Here is a 20,723-nt window from a genome sequence, read left to right as displayed (position 1 = left end):
CCAGCACGTCGGCCAGCGGCGCCAGCGGGGCGGTGGCCGCCGCGTAGGCGATGCCGACCGCCAGCAGCGGCCAGAACCCGCTTGCCGCGAGATGCGCGAGGGCCGCGAGTCCGGTGAGGCCGCAGGCGGCGGCGAGGATCGGACGAGTCGCCGCGTGCCGGTCGGCGGAGCGCCCGGCCATCGGTCCCGCCACCAGCCGCACCAGAGTCGCGGCCGCGAGCAGGACCGCGATCCGCTCCGGCGAGAGGCCCCCTGCGGCGAGCACGTTGGGCAAGATCGGCGAGATGCAGCCGTAGGCGCCGTAGAGGGCGACGTAGAGCGCGAGGCAGCCGACGAGCCCGTCCCGCTTCATCCGTGTCCCCCGGCGCGCCCCCGTTCGGGCGGCAGCGTAGCATCGCGCAGGGCCGGCTGGCGCCGCAAACCCTGCGGCTCGGCGCATGATGGGGCCGGACGCGGCGAACCGGCACCGCTCTCGCCAGTTGTCGCTGCTTCAGGGCCTCGACGGGCCCGCCAACCGGAGCTCGACATGGACATCGCCCCCGATACGGTCACCGAGATCATCCTGCGCCTGCGCGCGGTCGAGGTGAAGGAGGGCGCGACCGATCCAGATTCCGGCTCCAACGCCATCGACGACGGCGCCACCGACGTGCTCACCTCCGGCACCGACGACGCCACCGAATCCGAGCTGCGCGGCATGATCGCCGGCCTCAACGACGACGAGCGCGCCGACCTGCTGGCGCTGCTCTATGTCGGCCGCGGCGACATGGAGCCCGAGGAGTGGGCTGAGGCGGTCCGCTTCGCCCGCGAGCGCGAAGGCGCCGGCGACGGCGCGGTGAAGACGCTTCTCGGCACGCCTGACGCCGGCGACCTCCTGGAGGAGGGCATGGACGCGCTCGGCATCACGCCGGACTTGCCGCAGGGCTGAGGCGGGCGGAGATCTCCCTTCCCCCCTCTGCGGGGGAGGGTGGCCCACGAAGTGGGTCGGGAGAAGGGTGCACGTTATCCGGATAGGGTGCATCCCTCTCCCGCCCCTCGCTGACGCGAGGCCCACCCTCCCCCGCAGAGTGGGGAGGGAAGAGGCGGCCACCTTCCACCGGACGACCCACCGATTGGCGGCCGGCCCTATTCCTCGCCGTCGTGCAGGGCGTAGAAGCCCTGCGCCGAAACCGCGCCTTCGGAGTCTCCGCCCGCGTCGAGCAGCATCCGCTCGCGGGCGCGCAGCTTCTCGGTCTCGCTCTTGAGCTGGCCGCAGGCGGCGAGGATGTCGCGGCCGCGTGGGGTGCGGACCGGCGAGGCGTAGCCGGCGTCGAACACGATCTCCGAGAAGCGCTCGATCCGCTCCCAGTCCGAGCACTCGTACTTGCTGCCGGGCCAGGGGTTGAACGGGATCAGGTTGATCTTGGCAGGGATCCCCTTGAGCAGCCGCACCAGCTCGCGCGCGTCGCCGTCGGTGTCGTTGACGCCCTTCAGCATCACGTATTCGAAGGTGATGCGCCGGGCGTTGGTGAGGCCCGGATACTCGCGGCAGGCGCGCATCAGCTCGGCGATCGGGTATTTGCGGTTCAGGGGCACCAGCTCGTCGCGAAGCTCGTCGCGCACGGCGTGCAGCGAGATCGCCAGCATCGCGTGCGCCTCCTCGCCGAGCCGCCGGATCTGCGGCACGACGCCGGAGGTCGAGACCGTGATGCGACGGCGCGAGAGCGCAAGCCCCTCCGGGTCCGACATCGTCGCCACCGCGTCGACGACGTTCTCCAGGTTGTAGAGCGGTTCGCCCATCCCCATGAACACGATGTTCGTGACGAGCCGTCCGACCTCGCCGCCGCCCGAGGCGTCGCGCGAGGGGATCAGGCCGGGCCAGTCGCCGAGCGCGTCGCGGGCGACGACGAGCTGGGCGGTGATCTCGGCGGCCGACAGGTTGCGCACGAGGCGCTGCGTGCCCGTGTGACAGAACGAGCAGGTCAGCGTGCAGCCGACCTGCGACGAGACGCAGAGCGTGCCGCGATCCGGCCCCGGAATGTAGACGCACTCGATCTCGGCGCCGCGGTTGTGGTCGTGCCGCCCCGTCGGCGCCATGCGCAGCAGCCACTTGCGGGTGCCGTCGCGCGAGACCTGCTGGCTGACGACCTCCGGCCGGTCGAGGGTGTAGGCCTCGGCGAGCTGCGCCCGCAGCGCTTTGCCGACGTTGGTCATCTGGTCGAAGTCCTGCGCGCCGCGGACGTTCAGCCAATTCCAGAGCTGGCCCGAGCGCATCCGGCTCTCGCGCTCGGTGACGCCGATCGCGAGCAGGCGCTCCTTCAGCGCGGCCCGCGGCAGGCCGACGAGCGAGCTGCGCTGACCCGGCACGGCCGTCGGCGTCGGCTCGGGCCGGAACTCGGGAGCCTTCTCGATGTCGGAGAAATCGCTGCCCGTGCGCCGGGCGGTGTCGAACGACGCCGTCGCCATGTTCTTGCTAAGACCTTGGAAAAGAGAGGCCAGATCATACCCGATCGGCCCCGCGAACGCGAATGCGTGCCCGGCATGCCCGGATCCTGTGATCAAGGCAGTGCGAAAGACGCCGCGGCGGACCGATGTGCGACCGCGCACGCGGGCTCCGCCGGCCATGCGCCCGGTGCCTTGCGGCGGGCGTCCTCCCCGCCACCTATGCGTCGCACGGGGTGCGACGCTCCGCACCCGCCACAGACAGAACACGGGAATGCCATGCCTTCACTGCTCGATCCGATCCGCGTCGGCGCCATCGACGCGAAGAACCGCATCTGGATGGCGCCGCTGACCCGCGGCCGGTCCACCCGCGAGCACGTTCCGACCCCGCTGATGGTCGAGTACTACGCCCAGCGCGCGACCGCCGGCGTGATCATCACCGAGGCGACCGGCATCAGCCAGGAAGGCCTCGGCTGGCCCTTCGCACCGGGGATCTGGAACGACGCGCAGGTCGAAGCCTGGAAGCCGGTGGTGAAGGCGGTGCACGATCGCGGCGGGCGCATCGTCTGCCAGATCTGGCACATGGGCCGGCTCGTCCACCCGGACTTCCTCGACGGCGCCCCGCCGATCTCGGCCTCCGCCACCACCGCGCCCGACGCCGCCCACACCTACCAGGGCAAGAAGCCCTACGCCGAGGCGCGCGCGCTGCCGGCCGAGGAGATCCCGCGGCTGCTCGAGGATTACCGGCGCGCCACCCGCAACGCGATGGCCGCCGGCTTCGACGGCGTGCAGATCCACGCGGCCAACGGCTACCTGATCGACGAATTCCTCCGCGACGGCACCAACCACCGCACCGACGCCTACGGCGGCTCGATCGAGAACCGCGTGCGCCTCCTGCGCGAGGTCACCGAGGCGGTCGCCGAGATCGCGGGCAAGGACCGCACCGGCGTGCGCCTGTCGCCCAACGGCGAGATCCAGGGCACCAACGATGCGAACCCCGAGCCGCTGTTCGTGGCCGCCGCCAAGGCGCTCTCAGACGTCGGCATCGCCTTCCTCGAGATGCGCGAACCCGGCCCCAACGGCACCTTCGGCAAGGCCGACCACCCGCCGATCGCTCCGGCGATGAAGCGGGTCTTCGCCGGCACGATGATCCTCAACGCCGACTACGACGGCCGCAGCGGACAGGCGGCGCTCGATGCCGGCGCAGCCGACGCGATCGCCTACGGCCGGACGTTCATCGCCAACCCGGACCTGCCGGCCCGCATCGCCGCCGACGCCCCGCTCCAGAAGGACGAGGCCGCGACCTGGTACAGCCAGGGCCCAGAGGGCTACGTCGACTATCCGACTCTCCACGCCGCGAAGGCCGCCTGAGGCTATCGTTCGCGGTTCGCATCGTATCATTTGTTACTTTGCGAACCGCAGCCCTATCGATCATCGATCAATTGCGGCGAAGGTCCTTCGAATTCGCCGGTTCGTCTGCCGGTGAATCTAGGCGTGGCCGTTCCGTGTCCCTATCTGTGACTGCGGAATCCGGGAGCGGCCGATTACGATTGCGAACCAGACGCGTGCGACGGAGCGGGAACGGTGGAACGAGGCCGAGCGCTTGGCGGAGCTTCGCGCGCTGCGGATCCTCGATACAGAGCCGGACCCGGCCTACGACGACCTCGCGCGCATCGCGGCCCTGGTCTGCGCCGTCCCCGTCGCACTGATCGGCTTCGTCGACGCCCACCGGCAATGGTTCAAGGCCGAGATCGGCTACGGCGAGCGCGAGACCGGGATCGACCGATCGGTCTGCGTCCACGCGCTCCATGCCGACGACGTGCAGGCCGACGGCCTCTTCGTCATCACAGACCTGACCGCCGATCCGCGCACCCGTGACAACCCCGCGATCCAGGCCGAGGACGGGTTCCGCTTCTACGCCGCCGCGGTGATCCGCAGCCGCTCGGGAGTCCCGATCGGGACGATGTGCGTGCTCGACCGCACCGTTCGTCCCGGCGGGCTGACGAAGGCGCAGGGCGAGACCCTGGGCGCGCTCGCCCGCCAGGTCTCGACCCTGGTCGAACATCGCCGGACCCTCGCCGACGTCGACGCCCGCGAGACCGAACTCGCCGCGAGCGAGCGCCGCTTCCGGGTGATGACCTCGGCCATGCCGCAGATGGTCTGGACGACGCTGCCCGACGGCTTCCACGACTTCTACAACGATCGCTGGTACGAGTTCACCGGCGTACCCTACGGCTCGACCGACGGCGCCGGCTGGACCGACATGTTCCACCCCGACGACCAGCCGGAGGCGTGGCGCCGCTGGCGCGACAGCCTCGCGACGGGCGAGCCCTACGAGGTCGAGTACCGCCTGCGCCACCACAGCGGTGCCTATCGCTGGACGCTCGGGCGCGCGATGCCGATCCGCGGCGCCGACGGGCGGATCGAGCGCTGGTTCGGGACCTGCACCGACATCCACGAGCTGAAGCAGGCCGTCGCCGACGCGCGCAAGCTCGCGGCCGTCGTCGAGACCTCGAAGGACTTCATCGGCCTGGCCGGCGAGGACGGCCGGATCGCGCACCTGAACGAGGCCGCGTTGCGGCTCGTCGGGCTGCTCGACCTCGCAGCGGCGCGGCGGACCGCGATTGCCGACTACTTCACGCCGGAAAGCCGCGAAGCCTTCGAAGGAACGGTGGTGCCGGCCCTCGCGCGCGACGGTTGGTGGGAGGGCGAGCTCGCCTTCCGGCACTTCGCCACCGGCGAGGCCATCGCCGTCCTGTTCACGGTGTTCGCCGTGCGGGATGCGGCCGGCCACCATGCCGGCTACGGCACGGTCACCCGCGACCTGCGCGAGCGCAAGCGCGCCGAGGAGGCGCGCGACCTGCTGATCAAGGAGCTGTCGCACCGGATCAAGAACATCTTCGCCGTAGTCGGCAGCATCGCCGCGCTCAGCGCCCGCAGCGATCCGGGCGCGCGGTCCTTCGCGAAGGTGTTCCGCGAGCGCCTCGGGGCGCTGGCCCAGGCCCACGAATACGTCCGCCCGCATTCCACCGAGAGCGCACGGCGCGACGGCGGCCAGACCGTCCTCGGGCTGATGCGTCTGATCCTGTCGGCCTATGCCGAGGAGGGGCGCTGCCGCGTCGCCGTCGACGGCGACGACGCTGTGGTCGGCGAGCGCACGGCGACGGCGCTCGCGCTGATCATGCACGAGCAGGCGACCAACGCGGTCAAGTACGGCGCGCTCTCCAACGAGGCCGGGACCGTGACGCTCACCGGGCTGCAGACCGCGTCGCGCTACTGCCTGACCTGGGCGGAGCAGGGCGGTCCGCCCATCGCCGCCGCGCCATCGCGAAAAGGGTTCGGCACGGAACTCGCCGAGCGCAGCGTCGCGGGTCAGCTCGACGGCAGCCTCGAGCACGATTGGGCCCCCGGCGGCCTGGTGTTGCGCCTCGACGTGCCCGCGGAGAATCTGCGGTTCTGACGCGCGTGGCCCCAGGCGGCGGATACCGCCTCGTCGTCCTCGATTTCGATGGGACGCTCGCCGACACCTTCCCGTGGTTCTGCGGCGTGCTCGGCACGGTGGCCGACCGCTACCGCTTTCGCCGGATCGCCGCGCACGAGGTCGACGAACTCCGCACGCTTCCTGCGCGCGCGATCATGGCGCGGCTCGGCGTGCCGCGCTGGAAGCTGCCGCTGATCACCCGCCACATGCACCGGCTCGCCGCCCGCGACGCCGCCGAGCTGCACCTGTTCCCGGGGATCGCGGAGGCGCTGGCGGGGCTGTCGGAGGCGGGGGTGGCGACGGCTGTGCTCAGCTCGAACACCGAGGCGAACGTCCGCCGCGTGCTCGGGCCGACGGTCGCCGGGCGGATCGACCGCTACGCCTGCGGCGCGTCGGTGTTCGGCAAGGCGCGGCGCCTGAGGGGCCTTTTGCGCCGGATGGGAATCGAGCCGGCCGGCGTGCTCTGCATCGGCGACGAGCTTCGCGACCTCGACGCCGCGCGGGCCGTGGGCTGCGCCTTCTGGGCGGTCGCGTGGGGCTACACCGACCCGGCGGCGCTGGCTGCGGCCGGCCCGGATCGCCTGCTCTCTGAGCCCGCGCAGCTCTTGGAGGCCGTCCTGCCCGCGCGGGGCTGATGAGCGATCAAGCGCTCCGTTTTTCCCTCCCCACAGAGGGGGAGGGGATACCGTCGGGCGTCCGCCCGACGCCTCACATGCCGCGCTGGGCGCCCGGGACCACGCTGGCGCCGTTGCCGGAGCCGAAGGGCTCGTACTTGGTCAGGCCCTTGAACAGCTGGCTGAGGAAGGCGCGGTCGGCGCCGCTGGTCGGCGTGGTGCGCTCGATGAAGTCGAACACCTTGCCGTCCTGCAGGCCGTACAGGGCCACGCGCTCGACCTTGAAGCCAGGGGTGAAGTACACCGCCGTGACCTTCTGGTCCTCGACCTGCTCGCCGAGGAACAGGACTGTGCGCGAGGTGTTCTGGGAGATGTAGTACCAGGACTTGTTGCCGACGGTGGAGACCGTGGACGGCGTGCCGAGCGTCTGCAGCACCTGCTCCGGGCTCATGCCGGGCTTCACGGTCGCGAGCGCGGCCTGGTCGATCTGGTAGCCGTGGCGGAGTTCCTCGCCGATGCAGCCGGACAGGCCGAGGCCCAGCAGGCCGACGAGGCCGAGACGCGCGAGGGACGGAACGAGACGGCGCGACATCGGCCACCTTATGTTGCTGATGGGACGGGACGCCGCTAGGCACGCCGGAGCGCGACACCAGGGGCGGTCTGAGAGTGCTTGCACCTTGACCGTGGGTTGCCGTACCGCGGGGTTATGGCTTTGACAAGGCAAGCTCGGCCACAGGCCACAGCGCAGCGGAAACGCGCCGGATCGTTCCGACGGGCCCCGTCCGGGGGTCGACCCATGGGGCCGAGGCGCACCGCATGATCGCCCGATTCTTTCGCCGCAACGACGCGCGGCGGCGGTCCATCGAGACCCTGCACATGCGCATCAACGCCGCCTCGCGGCAGCCCGGCCTCTATACCGGGCTCGGCGTGCCCGACGGCGTGGAGGGGCGCTTCGAGTCGCTGATCCTCCATGTCATCCTGGTGCTGCGCCGGCTGAACCGCCTGCCGGCGCCGGCGGCGGACGTGGCGCAGGACCTCGTCAACTCGGTCTTCCTCCAGCTCGACGCGTCGTTGCGCGAGCTCGGCGTCGGTGATTTCGGCGTGCCCAAGCGCATGAAGAAGCTCGGCGCCGCCTTCTACGGGCGAGCCGCCAACTACGATGCCGCGCTCGACGCGGGCGACGCCGACGCGCTCGCCACGGCGCTGTCTCGAAACGTGCTCGGCGGCGACGACGCGGGGGCGGCCTCGGGGCTTGCCGCCTACGTCCTCGCCGCCGACCGCGAGTTGGCCGAGGCCGACCTCGACGCATTGCTCGGCGCCGGGCCGCCCTTCCCGCCCGCGGACGCCACCCCGACATCCAACCCGGAACACCGATGAGCGCGAGCGAGACCCCCCTGTCCCGATGGGTGAGCGTGGCGCGGCTGCCGCCGGGCCGCGGCGCCGTCACCGTCGAGGCGACGCCGGCGGAGTGCGCGGCCCTCGCCGCCGACTTCAAGATCCAGGCGATCCGCGACCTCGTCGGACGCTTCGCCGTCGCCGGGCCGACGAGGCGCCTCGTCGTCACCGGCACGGTCGAAGGCACCGTCACGTTGGTCTGCACGGTTAGCCTGGAGCCGTTCGAGACGAAGGTGTCGGAGCCGGTCGAGGTGGCGTTCACCGACACCGACCGCCTCGCCGGCACCGATGCCGAGGATGCCGACATCCCCGACCCGATCGTCGGCGGCCGGATCGACTTCGGTTTGCTGACCGCCGAGTTCCTGGCGCTCGGCATCGATCCCTACCCGCGCAAGCCCGGCGTGGTGTTCGAGGAGGTCCAACTCGGCGAGGACGCCAAGCCCTTCGACGTCCTGCGCACCCTGCGCCCCGAGGAGCCCTGAGCGCCGCCCGGCGCGACGCCGCGCGAGAATTCGTTTGCCCGCCGGGGCGGGATCGCTATTTTCCGCCGCGCCGATCCCGGCCGTCGCCCCCGCGACGGCATCCCATCGAAGGCCGCGACAACCCCCCTCATGTCCCAACGCGTGCGCATCTCGCTCGACGCCATGGGCGGCGACCATGGACCGTCGACCGTCGTGCCTGGCGCCGCGATCGCCCGCGAGCGCCACCCCGAAACCACCTTCCTGATCTTCGGCGACGAGGCGGTGGTCGCCCCGCTCGTCGCCGCCGAGCCGCGCCTGAAGGGCGCCGTCGAGATCCGGCACACCACCTACGCCGTCGCCATGGACGACAAACCGAGCCAGGCGGTGCGCCAGGGCCGCGGCAAGTCGTCGATGTGGAAGGCGATCCAGGCGGTGAAGGACGGCGAGGCCGACGCCGCGGTGTCGGCTGGCAACACCGGCGCCCTGATGGCGATGTCGAAGATCTGCCTCAAGACCATGGCGGGCATCGAACGCCCGGCCATCGCCTGCCTGTGGCCGACGGTGCGCGGCGAGAGCGTCGTGCTCGACGTCGGCGCCACCATCGGTACCGATGCCGAGCACCTCATCGAGATGGCGGTCATGGGCTCCGCCATGGCCCGCATCGTGTTCGACCTCGAGCGCCCGACGGTGGGCCTGCTCAACGTCGGCACCGAGGAGATGAAGGGCAACGAGGCGGTGAAGGAGGCCGCGCGCCTGCTGCGCGAGATCGACCTGCCGAACTTTGCCTATCACGGCTTCGTCGAGGGCAACGACCTCGGCCGCGGCACCGTCGACGTGGTGGTCACGGAAGGGTTCACGGGGAACATCGCCCTGAAGACCGCCGAAGGCACCGCCAAGCAGATCGGCACCTACCTGCGCTCGGCGATGACGCGGACGCTGTCGGCCAAGATCGGCGCGCTGTTCGCCCGTCAGGCGTTCCGTGCGCTGCGGGAGAAGATGAACCCGAGCCGGGCCAACGGCGGCGTGTTCCTCGGGCTCGAGGGCATCGTCATCAAGAGCCACGGCTCGGAGAACGCGCAGGGCTTCGCCGCCGCGGTGGACCTCGCCCACGACATGGCGCGCCACGACCTGATGCGCACGATCCGCGAGATGCTCGACCAGACGCCCACCCTCGCGCCGGCGTGAACTCTTAGCCGGCGTCGACCTTTACGCCGATCCGGGACCCGGTTCGGCGGCTGAACGCGATGGAGATCGGAGCGATGCGGGTCTAGCAGCCGATGGTTGTGAAACGCGTTTCACGACGGGAAGGAAACCGATGACAACCCTGCGTTCCGTCGTCGTCGGCACCGGCTCAGGGCTTCCTGCGCGGGTGGTGACCAACGCCGAACTCGCCGAGCGGGTCGACACCTCGGACGAATGGATCGTCCAGCGCACCGGCATCCGGCAGCGCTACCTGGCGGACGCCTCCGAGACCACGTCGGTGCTCGGCATCCGCGCGGCGCGCGCGGCCCTCGACGATGCCGGTCTGACCGGGGACGACATCGACCTCGTGATCTGCGCCACCTCGACGCCCGACCATACCTTTCCCTCCACCGCGACCCAGATCCAGGCGGCGCTCGGTATCCATGCGGGCGCGGCCTTCGACCTGCAGGCGGTGTGCGCCGGCTTCGTCTTCGCCGTCTCCACCGCGGACAAGTTTCTGGCGACGGGCGCCGCCCGGCGCGCGCTGGTCGTCGGCGCCGAGACCTTCTCGCGCATCGTCGACTGGGAGGACCGCACCACCTGCGTGCTGTTCGGTGACGGGGCCGGCGCGATCGTGCTGGAGGCGCAGGACGCGGCGGGCACGAACGCCGACCGGGGCGTGATCAGCGCGAGCCTGCGCTCGGACGGGCGCCACCGTGAAAAGCTCTACGTCGACGGGGGCCCGGGCTCGACCGGCACCACCGGCCAGCTGCGGATGGAGGGCAAGGAAGTGTTCCGCTTCGCCGTCGGCTCGGTGATGGACGTGATCGAGGACGCGCTGAAGATGGGGGGTGCGACGGCCGCCGACCTCGACTGGTTCGTGCCGCACCAGGCCAACAAACGCATCATCGAGGCCTCCGCCGACAAGCTCGGCATCCCGCGCGACAAGGTGGTGCTCACGGTCGACCGCCACGGCAACACCTCGGCCGCCTCGATTCCCCTGGCGCTGGACGTGGCCCGCCGGGACGGCCGCATCCGCCGGGGCGACCTCGTGATGATCGAGGCCATCGGCGGCGGCTTCAGCTGGGGCGCGGCGCTGATCCGCTGGTAGCCCGGAATTTCCCCAGCCGCGCCGGTTGACCCGGGCGGGACCGGGGATTAGCGTGGCAGATCATAGAGATACGTCGCAAACGACGGCTCTCGGCAAGAAAATTCGCGAGGGGTCGTGGCATGGCAGGCAAGACGGTGACGCGCGCCGATTTGAGCGAGGCCGTCTACCAGCAGGTCGGCCTCTCCCGCACCGAATCCGCGGCCCTCGTCGAGACGGTCCTGTCCGAGATCTGCTCCTGCCTGTCCGAGGGCGAGACCGTGAAGCTGTCCTCGTTCGGCTCCTTTGTGGTCCGCTCGAAGGGCAAGCGCGTCGGCCGCAACCCAAAGACCGGCGTCGAGGTGGCGATCGAGCCGCGGCAGGTGATGGTGTTCAAGCCCTCGAACGTGCTGAAGGCCCGGATCAACGGACTGAACGGCGCCGCCCACGCCGAGGAATGAACACGTCCGGCCCCGCCGACCGCACCCTCATCGCCGCCTCGTAGCCGGATCGAATCATGGCGCTCGCTGCCCTCACCGAGGATTCGGGACACGCCGACAAGGAACCGGGCGCGTTCCGGACGATCACCGAGGTGGCTGAATCCCTTGACGTGCCGCAGCACGTTCTGCGGTTCTGGGAGACGCGGTTCGGCCAGATCCGTCCGGTCAAGCGCGCGGGCGGCCGGCGCTACTACCGCCCCGGCGACGTCGCCCTCGTCGCGGGCATCCGCCACCTGCTCCACGTCCAGCGCTACACGATCGAGGGCGCGCAGCGCGTCCTCAAGGAGAACGGCGTCCGGTTCGTCCAGGCGGTCGGCCGCGGCGAGGCGGTGGCGGCCGCACCGGCGGTGCAGGAAGCCAGCCTCGCGACGGCGCCCGCCGATGCGGACAACATTGGCCGCACCCTCGATGGGGATACCATCGACCGTGACGCCTTGGCCGGCGCGCTGCAGGAGCTGTACGCCTGCCGCGACGCGCTGGCGGCCTTCCGCGCTCCGCCCGAGGCCTGAGCGCCCGGTGATTCGAGCTTAGGCGAACTTTGCGTGTCGATCCGCGTTGATCGGCGCATGAGCGCCACCCGCCGTTCGATGACGCCGACGCAGGAACTCATCGGCCGCGTGATGCGGATCGTGCGGACCTGCCCGGAAGCCGCCTCGGAAGTGCTGGAACTGATGTTTCTCGTCAGCCAGATCGAGGCCGCGACCCACGTCGACCGGGATTACCGCGATGCCCGGCGGGTGGTCAGCCGCCTGCGCAACCCGCTCTGGGAGATGGGACCGGCCGACAGGGCCGCGCTGCTGGCTGCGGCCGAGACGATCCGTCGGGTCTGCGGCCTCGACGAGGGCGACATCCCGGTCACCCCGACGTCGGATGCGGGCGAGCGTGCGCGGGTCGAGCGCAGCCTCGCGACCGCGCTCGAAGGCGAACTCGACGCCGCCCAGATCGCCCGCGTCACCGGCGTCGTGGCGGCCGCGCTCCAGCAATAATCGGCACCGCAGCCGCGTTCCCGGCCCTGGTCGTCGGCCTGCGGCCTCGACGCGCACACGAGGCGTCCCCACATCGACTCGGCCGGCACGTGGCCTCACGGTCCCGGATGCCGCGCCAAAAGACCTTCGGAGACACGCCCGTGAGCGCCTACCTGACCGCCCTTCGTCCTCTCCTCGCGCGCCCTGTCCTCGCGCTCGCCGCCGGCGGCCTGCTCCTCGCCGCGCCCGCCTTCGCGCAGACGACGATCACCAAGAGCGAGACCGTCGCCTCGGGCAAGACCGTGCGGATCGCCATCGTCCCGAACCTGAAGAAGGACTGCTCGGCCGGGCCGATGCCGGAGTTCAAGGTCTCGGGCGCGCCGAAGAACGGTGCCCTGATCACCAAGGTCGGCAAGCAGAAGACTCCCGCGTCCTATCGTTGCCCGAACAAGGATACCGCAGTTCAGGGTCTGTTCTACCAGCCGAAGGTTGGCTACACCGGAGCCGACGAGGTGACGTTCGAGATCAAGAATTCGGACGGCCAAGTTCAGACCCAGAACATCAAAATAACCGTCGAGGCCGCTTCGGCCAAGAAGGATGGCGATGCCAAGAAAGACAGCAGCGATCTCTGATCGCAGGCAGTCGAAAGCTTTACGTGCATATTTTTTCGGCCGGATCGTTCTTCGGGTCCGGCCGAGCCAACGAGGAGAAGCTTGACGGATGCCGCAACTCGGCCCGACAGGTGTTGCATTCGGCACACGCAGCGTCACCGCGTTCGCCGCACTGCGACAAATGCGGGTCTGTCGGTTGCGTTCGCGGCAGGACAGGATGAAGCTGTTGACGGTCTGAGAGGGTTATCGAATGCCAATGCATGCGACCAACGACCTTTTCCAGAGCTTCGCCCGCGGGTACGAAGCGCGCCGCGACACGGAGATGACGCTCTCCGAATTTCTTGAGGCGTGCCGCGACGAGCCGCTGATGTACGCGAGCGCTGCCGAGCGCATCCTCGACGCGATCGGCAAGCCGGAATTCATCGACACGTCGAAGGATGCCCGCCTCGGCCGCATCTTCATGAACCGGACGATCCGGACCTATCCCGCCTTCCACGAATTTTTCGGCATGGAGGAGACGATCGAGCGGATCGTCTCGTTCTTCCGCCACGCCGCGCAGGGACTGGAGGAGCGCAAGCAGATCCTCTACCTGCTCGGCCCGGTCGGCGGCGGCAAGTCTTCGCTGGCCGAGCGCCTCAAGGCGCTGATGGAGGCCCACCCGGTCTACGTGCTGAAGGCCGGCAACGAGGTCTCCCCGGTGTTCGAGAGCCCGCTCGGGCTGTTCGACCCCGAGACCATGGGCGCCGAGATCCAGAGCCGCTACGGCATCCCGCGCCGGCGCCTGACTGGGCTGATGAGCCCCTGGGCGCTGAAGCGCCTCGACGAGTTCGAGGGCGACATCTCGCAGTTCAAGGTGATCAAGGTCCGGCCGTCGCGCCTGCGCCAGATCGCCATCGCCAAGACCGAGCCCGGCGACGAGAACAACCAGGACATCTCCTCGCTGGTCGGCAAGGTCGACATCCGCCGCCTCGAGACGCTGTCGCAGGCGGACCCGGACGCCTACTCGTATTCGGGCGGCCTGAACCGCGCCAACCAGGGCGTCCTCGAGTTCGTCGAGATGTTCAAGGCGCCGATCAAGATGCTGCATCCGCTGCTGACGGCGACGCAGGAGGGCAACTACGTCGGCACCGAGAACATCGGTGCGATCCCCTTCACCGGCATCATCCTGGCGCACTCGAACGAGTCCGAGTGGCAGACCTTCAAGACCAACAAGAACAACGAAGCCTTCATCGACCGCATCTACGTGATCAAGGTGCCCTACTGCCTGCGCGTGCAGGAGGAGCAGCACATCTACGAGAAGCTGATCTCGAGCTCCGAGCTCTCGGAGGCGTCCTGCGCGCCGGGCACGTTCGAGATGCTGTCGCGGTTCTCGGTGCTGTCGCGGCTGCGCGAGCACGCCAACTCCAACGCGTTCTCGAAGATGCGGGTCTACGACGGCGAGTCCCTGCGCGAGGTCGACCCCCGCGCCCGCTCGATGCAGGAATACAAGGATTCGGCCGGCGTCGACGAGGGCATGGACGGGATTTCGACCCGTTTCGCCTTCAAGGTGCTGGCTGCGACCTTCAACCACGACACCACCGAAGTCTCGGCCGACCCGGTCCACCTGATGTATGTTCTGGAGCAGTCACTCCGCCGCGAGCAGCTCCCGCCCGAGACCGAGAAGCGTTACCTCGAATTCATCAAGGGCGAGCTGGCGCCGCGCTACGCCGAGTTCATCGGCCACGAGATTCAGAAGGCCTATCTCGAATCCTACCACGATTACGGGCAGAACCTGTTCGACCGCTACATCGACTATGCGGACGCCTGGATCGAGGACCAGGACTTCAAGGATTCCGAGACCGGCCAGCTGCTCAATCGCGAGCTGCTGAACCAGGAGCTGACGAAGATCGAGAAGCCGGCCGGCATCGCCAACCCGAAGGACTTCCGCAACGAGGTGGTGAAGTTCGCGCTGCGCTCGCGGGCGCAGCATGGCGGCCGCAACCCGTCCTGGACCTCCTACGAGAAGCTGCGCGAGGTCATCGAGCGGCGGATGTTCTCACAGGTCGAGGAACTGTTGCCGGTGATCTCCTTCGGCTCGAAGAAGGACGGCGAGACCGAGAAGAAGCACGGCGAGTTCGTCGATCGGATGGTCGCGCGCGGCTACACCGAGCGGCAGGTGCGCCGCCTGGTCGAGTGGTACATGCGGGTGAAGCAGGCGGGGTGATCCGCCCCCTCGGGGGACGCGATCGGGATCCGCCGTGATTTCGGACGACCGGTCGGCGCGGAAGCGCCGCCGGATCTTGCGGGCGGGGATTTGATCACCGAATGCACATCGTCGACCGTCGATTGAATCCAGGGGGCAAGAGCCTCGCCAACCGGCAGCGCTTCCTCAGGCGGGTCAAGGACGTGGCCCAGCGGGCCGTGCGCGAGTCGGCGCGCGAGAAGGACATCAAGGACCTGGGCAAGGACGGCCGCGTCACCGTGCCGGCCGACGGGGTGCGCGAGCCGCGCTTCTCCCGGCAGCCGGGCACCGGCCTCCAGGACCATATCCTGCCCGGCAACAAGACCTACGTGGAGGGCGACCGCATCGAGCGACCGCCAGGCGGCGGGGGCGGCCGCGGCTCCGGCGAAGGCGGCGACGGCGGCGAAAACAACGAGGACGCCTTCCGCTTCGTCCTGACCCGCGAGGAGTTCCTGGAACTCTTCCTCGAAGACTTGGAGCTGCCCGACCTCGCCAAGCGCCGGCTCGCCGTGGTCGAGACGGAGGCGCTTCGCCGGGCGGGCTACACGGTGACCGGCTCGCCCGCCAACCTCGCGCTTACCCGGACGCTGCGCAACTCGATGTCGCGGCGCATCGCCCTCAAGCGGCCGAAGCCGGACGAGGTCGCGGCGCTTGAGGCGCGCATCGCCGAACTGCCCGCGGGCGACCCGGCGTTGCCCGGCCTTTCCGAGGCGCTGGCGGCCCTGCTCGAGCGTACGCGGCGCATCCCTTACGTCGACCCGATCGACCTGCGCTACCGCCGCTTCGAGCCCTATCCGCGCCCGGTGGCGCAGGCGGTGATGTTCTGCCTGATGGACGTGTCCGGCTCGATGACCGAGCATATGAAGGACCTGGCCAAGCGGTTCTACATTTTGCTGCACATCTTCCTCACACGCCGCTACCGGCACGTGGAGATCGTGTTCATCCGCCACACCGACCGGGCGACGGAGGTGGACGAGGAGACCTTCTTCGGCTCCCGCGAGACCGGCGGCACGCTGGTCTCCTCGGCACTTGTGGAGATGAAGCGCATCATCGCCGAGCGCTACTCGCCCGACGACTGGAACATCTACGCGGCCCAGGCGTCGGACGGCGACAACGTCTCCTCGGACGGCCCGACCTCGACCGACCTGCTGCGCGCCCACATCCTGCCGGCCTGCCAGCACTTCGCCTACCTCGAGGTGGGCGACGAGAACGGCCCGCGCGCCGGCTTCGTCGAGCACCGCACCACCCTGTGGCGGACCTACGAGGCCATTGCCAAAGCCGGCGGCCCGATCGCGATGCGCAAGGTCAACCACCGCCGCGAGATCTACGCGGTCTTCCGCGACCTGTTCGGCCGCAAGGACGCGCGGGCGGAGGCGGAGGGTTGATGCGCGCCGCGACGCGTCCGTCCCTCCATCTCTGGAGAGGGGAATGCCCGTCCCGAGCCTATCCGGGACATCGTCCGATCGATCGGGAGGTTGCATGACACTCGTCGAGGCACGCACGCCCCAGACCATCTCCGGTGGCGCCAAGCCCCTCTTCACCGGCAACGACTGGGACTTCGACACCATCCGGCGCATCCACGACGCCTGCGAGGTCGAGGCGCGTGCGCTCGGGTTGTCGTGGTATCCGAACCAGATCGAAATCATCACCGCCGAGCAAATGCTTGACGCCTATGCTTCGATCGGCATGCCCTTGTTCTACAAACACTGGTCGTTCGGCAAGCACTTCGCCCAGCATGAATCCGGCTATCGCCGCGGCATGATGGGTCTCGCCTACGAAATCGTCATCAACTCCGATCCGTGCATCTCCTATATCATGGAGGAGAACTCGGCGACGATGCAGACATTGGTTATTGCCCATGCTGCGTTCGGGCATAATCATTTTTTCAAGAACAACTATCTGTTCCGCCAGTGGACCGACGCCGAGGGCATCCTCGATTACCTCGACTTCGCCAAGACCTACATCTCGCGCTGCGAGGAGCGCTACGGGCACCAGGCCGTCGAGCAGGTGCTGGACGCCGCCCATGCCCTGATGAGCCAGGGGGTGCACCGCTACCCGCGCAAGAAGCGGCCGGACCTCGCCTCCGAGCAGCGGCGCGAGCGCGAGCGGGTCGAGCACGGCGAGCAGATCTACAACGACCTGTGGCGCACCCTGCCGGCCAAGGCCGGTGCCGCCCGCCCGGACCTCGCGATCGAGCGGCGCAAGGCGCTGCTCGAGCTGCCGCAGGAGAACATCCTCTACTTCCTGGAGAAGGCGGCGCCGCGCCTGCAGCGCTGGCAGCGCGAGATCCTGCGTATCGTCCGGCTGGTGGCGCAGTACTTCTACCCGCAGCGCCAGACCAAGGTGATGAACGAGGGCTGCGCCACCTATTGCCACTACCGGATCATGAACGCGCTCTCCGAGAAGGGCCTCATCGGCGAGGCGGCCTACCTCGAGTTCCTGCAGTCGCACACCAACGTCATCCGCCAGCCGAACTACGACGACCGGAGCTATAGCGGCCACAACCCCTACGCGATCGGCTTCGCGATGATGCAGGACATCGCCCGCATCGTGGAGCAGCCGACCGCAGAGGACCGGCAATGGTTCCCCGACATCGCCGGCACCGGCGACGGCATGGCGGTGCTGCGCGACTGCTGGGAGAACTACCGCGACGAGAGCTTCATCGCCCAGTTCCTGTCGCCGAAGCTGATGCGGGACATGCGCCTGTTCCACGTGGCCGACGACCCCGACCAGCCGGAACTGCACGTCGCCGCGATTCACGACGAGCGCGGCTACCGCAAGATGCGCCGGTCGTTCGCGCGCCAGTACGACGTGGCATGGCTCGATCCCGACATCGAGGTGGTGGACGTGGACCTCGAGGGCGACCGCCGCCTGATCCTCCACCACAAGGCGCTGAACAAGATCACCCTGCAGAAGGACGACGCCCGCCGCGTGCTGCAGCACCTCGCCGACCTCTGGGGCTACGATGTGGTGCTCAAGGAGATCGAGCCCGGCACCGGCACGGTGCTCGGCGAGCACCACGCGAGCGCACGGCCGATCTTCTTCTGAGATCGCCGACGCGCGAGGCGCAATCCGGTCGACCGTGAACCGCGGAGTTCCCCTCTCCCCGTGGGCGGGAAGCGGAGGCGAAGCCGAAGCGACGGTGAGGGGGAGGTGCCGAGTGAGGCTCCTCCGTTCGCGCCCCCTCACCTTCGGCTGCCGCCTCGCTTTGCCGACGACGAGGTCGGCAAAGCCCTCTCCCCCACCGAAGTCGGGCCTGCCCGACTTCGGCAGGCAGGTTCGGATCTCGGGCAAGCCCGAGATCCGTGCGGGGCGAGGGGATGCGCTGCCGCCGTCAGGACGCCCGGAAGTCCAAAGCAGCGCCGTCCCCACGCCTCACGACAGCGCGCGCAAAACTTCCGCCATCGCCGGGCGGGCGCCCACGTCGGCCTGGATGCAGGCCCGCTCCAGGTCGCGCAAGCCCGCCGCGTCCGAGAAATCCGCGCTCGCCCGGTCCAGCGCTTCCCCGAGCAGCAGCCCGAAGGCGCGGACCTCGATCCGTTGCAGGGCGGCGCCGGCCGGGCCGTCCGGCAGCACCGAGGCGGCGCCGAAATCGCTGAGCGCCGCCGCGCCGGTGGCGGCGTCCCACAGGATGTTGTGGCCGTAGACGTCGCCGTGCAGCAGGCCGCGCGCGTGAAGGTGGGTGAGGCCGGCGGCGACGTCGCGGACGAGGCGGAGCAAAGCCGCCGGGGCGATGCGGAGCGCCGGGTCGTAGACGTCGCGGCTGCAGCTCGCGAGGCTCGGCGGCCCGGCGAGCACCCGCCAGCCCGGCGGCAGCAGCGGCATCACGAGGCCGTCGGCTCCGTCCGGATGTCCGGTGATCCGCCCAAGCGCCCCGGTGAGGTTCGGGTGCGCGCCGGCCGCGAGGCACGCCTCCATCTCGCGCTCGGGCAGGCCGTCGCTGGTCATCGCCCCCTTGAACAGCTTGAGCGCGACGGCCTGCTGCGTCGCCCCCGAACGCCAGAGCGCGCGGTGGACCCGGCCCGACGTGCCCTCGCCGAGAAGCGGGCCTAGATCGAGGTCGGCGAACGGGATCGCGGCCGCCGCGGAGCGGGGCGCGTCGCCCTCGAACGCGTTGCCGGCCCACGAGGTCCAGGCGAGGCCGGGCAGGGCGGTGAGCCAGGCGGGCAGGGCGTCGAGGCGGTTGGCCGCGAGCCGGATCAGCTCGAGGTTTTCGCAACCCGCCAGGCTGTCCGGTAGGGTGCGCAGGCGGTTGCCCGAGAGCATCAGCTTCTGCAGCCTCGGGCGCGCGCCGAGTTCGTCCGGCAGGTGCGCGATCCGGTTGTCGGTGAGCGTCAGCCAGCGCAGGCGCGGCGGCAGCGCCTCGCCCGGCACGTCCGTCAGCCCGCAGCCGCGAAACCCGACCTGGCTCAGCGCGGTGCAATTCCCCAGGCCCGGCGGAAGCTGCGAGACCGGGTTTCCGGAGCAGAACAACACCTCCAGCCGCTTGAGGCGGCCGAGATCGTCCGGGAGGGCGGAGAGCGCGTTGCCCGAGAGGTCGAGCAGCTCCAGCGTGTCGGCCAACCCGAAGATCTCGGGTGGAAACGCAGTCAGTCCGGCGGCCGGCAGGCGCAAGGTGCGGGCGCCCGCGAGGTCGCCGCGGCGGAGGGCGGCGAGGGTGTCGTGCGTCGCGTCCGGCATTCTCGGGATCTGCGCTCCAGCCCGCTTGGTCAACCGGGGTCGTCGCACGAAGCGCAGGCTCCGGGCAAACACCGGATAAAGGATAAAAGGCCTGTAAAAGGATTATGTGCTTGACATCGGCACGCTCCTCCGGCATAAGAACCGCACGCTCCAGAAGTGTGACGAGACGGCTCGGGAGGCGGCGATGGGCAGTCCGAACTACCGGGTGCCGCCGGAGCTGCGCGAGGCCGCCGCGCGATTGATGCGCGAGAGCGACCTCACCCTCAGCGCGATCGCCCTCACAACGGGCCTGTCGCTCGGTACGCTGTGCAAGTGGAACCGCGCGGAGAACTGGCGCCCGATACGGAAGCGGCGGCGGGACTGGGACGCGTCGCCGCCGAGGCTGGCCGCCCTGCATCGTCTCGCCCGCCCACGGCGCGGTCCGGAGCTTCAACCCAAGGGCGTCACGCCGGCCAGCACGGAACCCGACGCGGTCGTGCGGCCCGCGGTCGAGCACGCCGGGGCCGAACACGCCTTGGACGAACATGGCTTGGACGAGCACGCCTTGGACGAACATGGCCTGGCCGCCGCCGACCTGCCGACGCTGCGGGCGGCCTTGCGCGCCCATATCGGCCGGCAGATCGCGGCCTTCGACGAGGCGCTGCGGGGCGAGGGCGCCGCGGTGATCGATTCGGCACGGGTGCTGCGCGACCTCGGCGGCCTCAAGCGCCTGCTCGACGACCTCACGATCGAAGGGGAGGGGGATGGCCGCACACCGGACCCTTCCGCCCTCGACCTTGCGGGCCTCCGCGCGGAGATCGCGGGCCGCTATGGACGATGCCGCGACGAGCGGCCGGATGACGGCCTTCCTGGCGAGCCTGCCGCCGCCGCTCCTGCGGGCGCTGGCGCTTGACTGGCTCCACCAGGCCCGGCCCGACCAGCTTCCGCCGCCCTGGGAGGACGACTGGACCACCTGGGCGGTGATCGGCGGCCGCGGCTGCGGCAAGACGCGGACGGGGGCCGAATGGGTCGACGCGCTCGCCCGCGGCGACCCGGCCTTCACCGACGCGGCGATCGGCCGGATCGCGCTGGTCGGCGAGACCTTCGCCGACGTGCGCGACGTGATGGT

20 protein-coding genes and 1 pseudogene are annotated in these 20,723 nt (G+C 69.9%); 17 read left to right on the top strand and 4 right to left on the bottom strand.

What is annotated here, in order from left to right; genetic code table 11:
- Positions 1-352 (bottom strand): MFS transporter (locus FV222_RS03550; protein WP_147812993.1); only part of this gene is annotated, 352 nt, incomplete at its 3' end.
- Between the two features lie 174 nt (positions 353-526).
- Between FV222_RS03550 and FV222_RS03545 the strand changes: the two genes are divergently transcribed.
- The gene (locus tag FV222_RS03545) at positions 527-925 is read left to right on the top strand and encodes a DUF3775 domain-containing protein (protein WP_147753183.1); all 399 of its coding nucleotides are present in this window, start codon (positions 527-529) and stop codon (positions 923-925) included.
- A 197-nt stretch (positions 926-1,122) separates the two neighbouring features.
- On the opposite strand, the gene rlmN is transcribed toward FV222_RS03545, so the two are convergent.
- Positions 1,123-2,442, bottom strand: coding sequence for a 23S rRNA (adenine(2503)-C(2))-methyltransferase RlmN (gene rlmN, locus FV222_RS03540; RefSeq protein ID WP_147761779.1), 1,320 nt, complete (start codon positions 2,440-2,442; stop codon positions 1,123-1,125).
- Between the two features lie 255 nt (positions 2,443-2,697).
- Here rlmN and FV222_RS03535 point away from each other — a divergent pair, with 255 nt between their 5' ends.
- From FV222_RS03535 to FV222_RS03525, 3 genes are all read left to right on the top strand, one after another.
- The gene (locus FV222_RS03535; protein ID WP_147761778.1) at positions 2,698-3,789 is read left to right on the top strand and encodes an alkene reductase; all 1,092 of its coding nucleotides are present in this window, start codon (positions 2,698-2,700) and stop codon (positions 3,787-3,789) included.
- Positions 3,790-4,021: 232 nt separating this feature from the next.
- Positions 4,022-5,878: a PAS domain S-box protein gene (locus tag FV222_RS03530; protein WP_246685309.1), complete on the top strand. Its 1,857-nt coding sequence runs from the start codon at positions 4,022-4,024 to the stop codon at positions 5,876-5,878.
- Positions 5,879-5,883: 5 nt separating this feature from the next.
- Positions 5,884-6,534: an HAD hydrolase-like protein gene (locus FV222_RS03525; RefSeq protein ID WP_246685308.1), complete on the top strand. Its 651-nt coding sequence runs from the start codon at positions 5,884-5,886 to the stop codon at positions 6,532-6,534.
- 73 nt (positions 6,535-6,607) lie between these two features.
- On the opposite strand, the gene bamE is transcribed toward FV222_RS03525, so the two are convergent.
- Positions 6,608-7,105, bottom strand: a complete 498-nt coding sequence (gene bamE, locus FV222_RS03520) for an outer membrane protein assembly factor BamE (RefSeq protein WP_147753187.1) — start codon at positions 7,103-7,105, stop codon at positions 6,608-6,610.
- 224 nt (positions 7,106-7,329) lie between these two features.
- On the opposite strand from bamE, the gene FV222_RS03515 reads away from it, so the two are divergent.
- The 11 genes from FV222_RS03515 (at position 7,330) to FV222_RS03465 (ending at position 17,983) form a co-directional block, all read left to right on the top strand.
- Positions 7,330-7,890 (top strand): ubiquinol-cytochrome C chaperone family protein, encoded by a 561-nt coding sequence (locus FV222_RS03515; protein ID WP_147753188.1) that lies wholly within the window; start codon positions 7,330-7,332, stop codon positions 7,888-7,890.
- Positions 7,887-8,390: a DUF177 domain-containing protein gene (locus FV222_RS03510; protein WP_147761776.1), complete on the top strand. Its 504-nt coding sequence runs from the start codon at positions 7,887-7,889 to the stop codon at positions 8,388-8,390. The genes FV222_RS03515 and FV222_RS03510 overlap by 4 nt, the downstream gene beginning before the upstream one ends.
- 129 nt (positions 8,391-8,519) lie before the next feature.
- Positions 8,520-9,554 (top strand): phosphate acyltransferase PlsX, encoded by a 1,035-nt coding sequence (plsX, locus tag FV222_RS03505; protein ID WP_147753190.1) that lies wholly within the window; start codon positions 8,520-8,522, stop codon positions 9,552-9,554.
- A gap of 130 nt (positions 9,555-9,684) precedes the next feature.
- On the top strand, positions 9,685-10,662 hold the full coding sequence (locus tag FV222_RS03500) for a beta-ketoacyl-ACP synthase III (protein ID WP_147812991.1): 978 nt from the start codon (positions 9,685-9,687) through the stop codon (positions 10,660-10,662).
- 119 nt (positions 10,663-10,781) lie between these two features.
- Positions 10,782-11,099, top strand: coding sequence for an integration host factor subunit alpha (locus tag FV222_RS03495; RefSeq protein ID WP_147761774.1), 318 nt, complete (start codon positions 10,782-10,784; stop codon positions 11,097-11,099).
- A 56-nt stretch (positions 11,100-11,155) separates the two neighbouring features.
- Entirely contained in the window at positions 11,156-11,647 is a 492-nt protein-coding gene (locus FV222_RS03490) for a MerR family transcriptional regulator (protein WP_147761773.1), read from the top strand.
- A gap of 57 nt (positions 11,648-11,704) precedes the next feature.
- Positions 11,705-12,124: a hypothetical protein gene (locus FV222_RS03485; RefSeq protein ID WP_238270925.1), complete on the top strand. Its 420-nt coding sequence runs from the start codon at positions 11,705-11,707 to the stop codon at positions 12,122-12,124.
- Between the two features lie 140 nt (positions 12,125-12,264).
- Positions 12,265-12,735, top strand: coding sequence for a 4-aminobutyrate aminotransferase (locus tag FV222_RS03480; protein WP_246685307.1), 471 nt, complete (start codon positions 12,265-12,267; stop codon positions 12,733-12,735).
- Positions 12,736-12,964: 229 nt separating this feature from the next.
- Positions 12,965-14,917: a PrkA family serine protein kinase gene (locus FV222_RS03475; RefSeq protein ID WP_147753194.1), complete on the top strand. Its 1,953-nt coding sequence runs from the start codon at positions 12,965-12,967 to the stop codon at positions 14,915-14,917.
- Positions 14,918-15,018: 101 nt separating this feature from the next.
- Positions 15,019-16,320 carry a YeaH/YhbH family protein gene (locus FV222_RS03470; protein ID WP_147761772.1) on the top strand — a complete coding sequence of 434 codons (1,302 nt, stop codon included), beginning with the start codon at positions 15,019-15,021 and terminating at the stop codon, positions 16,318-16,320.
- Between the two features lie 94 nt (positions 16,321-16,414).
- A complete protein-coding gene (locus FV222_RS03465) occupies positions 16,415-17,983 on the top strand; it encodes a SpoVR family protein (RefSeq protein ID WP_147761771.1) in 1,569 nt (522 codons plus the stop codon).
- Positions 17,984-18,310: 327 nt separating this feature from the next.
- Here the strand turns inward: FV222_RS03465 and FV222_RS03460 are convergent, their stop codons facing one another.
- Positions 18,311-19,615 carry a leucine-rich repeat-containing protein kinase family protein gene (locus FV222_RS03460; protein WP_147761770.1) on the bottom strand — a complete coding sequence of 435 codons (1,305 nt, stop codon included), beginning with the start codon at positions 19,613-19,615 and terminating at the stop codon, positions 18,311-18,313.
- A 205-nt stretch (positions 19,616-19,820) separates the two neighbouring features.
- Here FV222_RS03460 and FV222_RS30940 point away from each other — a divergent pair, with 205 nt between their 5' ends.
- Positions 19,821-20,507: a hypothetical protein gene (locus FV222_RS30940; RefSeq protein WP_246685306.1), complete on the top strand. Its 687-nt coding sequence runs from the start codon at positions 19,821-19,823 to the stop codon at positions 20,505-20,507.
- Positions 20,452-20,723 (top strand): annotated as a pseudogene (locus FV222_RS03450) (ATP-binding protein); the annotation flags it as partial. The gene FV222_RS30940 and the pseudogene FV222_RS03450, both read left to right, overlap by 56 nt.

Source organism: Methylobacterium sp. WL103 (genome assembly GCF_008039885.1).
Classification (GTDB): Bacteria; Pseudomonadota; Alphaproteobacteria; order Rhizobiales; family Beijerinckiaceae; genus Methylobacterium; species Methylobacterium cerastii.
Note: the sequence above shows the minus strand (reverse complement) of the source record. Positions and strands in the feature narration are given on the sequence as shown.

Coding starts and splice junctions, on each gene's coding strand:
- FV222_RS03465 (WP_147761771.1), top strand. CDS start 16,415: ATGACACTCGTCGAGGCACGCACGCCCCAGACCATCTCCGGTGGCGCC.
- FV222_RS03460 (WP_147761770.1), bottom strand. CDS start 19,615: ATGCCGGACGCGACGCACGACACCCTCGCCGCCCTCCGCCGCGGCGAC.
- plsX (WP_147753190.1), top strand. CDS start 8,520: ATGTCCCAACGCGTGCGCATCTCGCTCGACGCCATGGGCGGCGACCAT.
- FV222_RS03535 (WP_147761778.1), top strand. CDS start 2,698: ATGCCTTCACTGCTCGATCCGATCCGCGTCGGCGCCATCGACGCGAAG.
- FV222_RS03470 (WP_147761772.1), top strand. CDS start 15,019: ATGCACATCGTCGACCGTCGATTGAATCCAGGGGGCAAGAGCCTCGCC.
- FV222_RS03485 (WP_238270925.1), top strand. CDS start 11,705: ATGAGCGCCACCCGCCGTTCGATGACGCCGACGCAGGAACTCATCGGC.
- FV222_RS03475 (WP_147753194.1), top strand. CDS start 12,965: ATGCCAATGCATGCGACCAACGACCTTTTCCAGAGCTTCGCCCGCGGG.
- FV222_RS03545 (WP_147753183.1), top strand. CDS start 527: ATGGACATCGCCCCCGATACGGTCACCGAGATCATCCTGCGCCTGCGC.
- FV222_RS03500 (WP_147812991.1), top strand. CDS start 9,685: ATGACAACCCTGCGTTCCGTCGTCGTCGGCACCGGCTCAGGGCTTCCT.
- FV222_RS03490 (WP_147761773.1), top strand. CDS start 11,156: ATGGCGCTCGCTGCCCTCACCGAGGATTCGGGACACGCCGACAAGGAA.
- FV222_RS03515 (WP_147753188.1), top strand. CDS start 7,330: ATGATCGCCCGATTCTTTCGCCGCAACGACGCGCGGCGGCGGTCCATC.
- bamE (WP_147753187.1), bottom strand. CDS start 7,105: ATGTCGCGCCGTCTCGTTCCGTCCCTCGCGCGTCTCGGCCTCGTCGGC.
- rlmN (WP_147761779.1), bottom strand. CDS start 2,442: ATGGCGACGGCGTCGTTCGACACCGCCCGGCGCACGGGCAGCGATTTC.
- FV222_RS03510 (WP_147761776.1), top strand. CDS start 7,887: ATGAGCGCGAGCGAGACCCCCCTGTCCCGATGGGTGAGCGTGGCGCGG.
- FV222_RS03495 (WP_147761774.1), top strand. CDS start 10,782: ATGGCAGGCAAGACGGTGACGCGCGCCGATTTGAGCGAGGCCGTCTAC.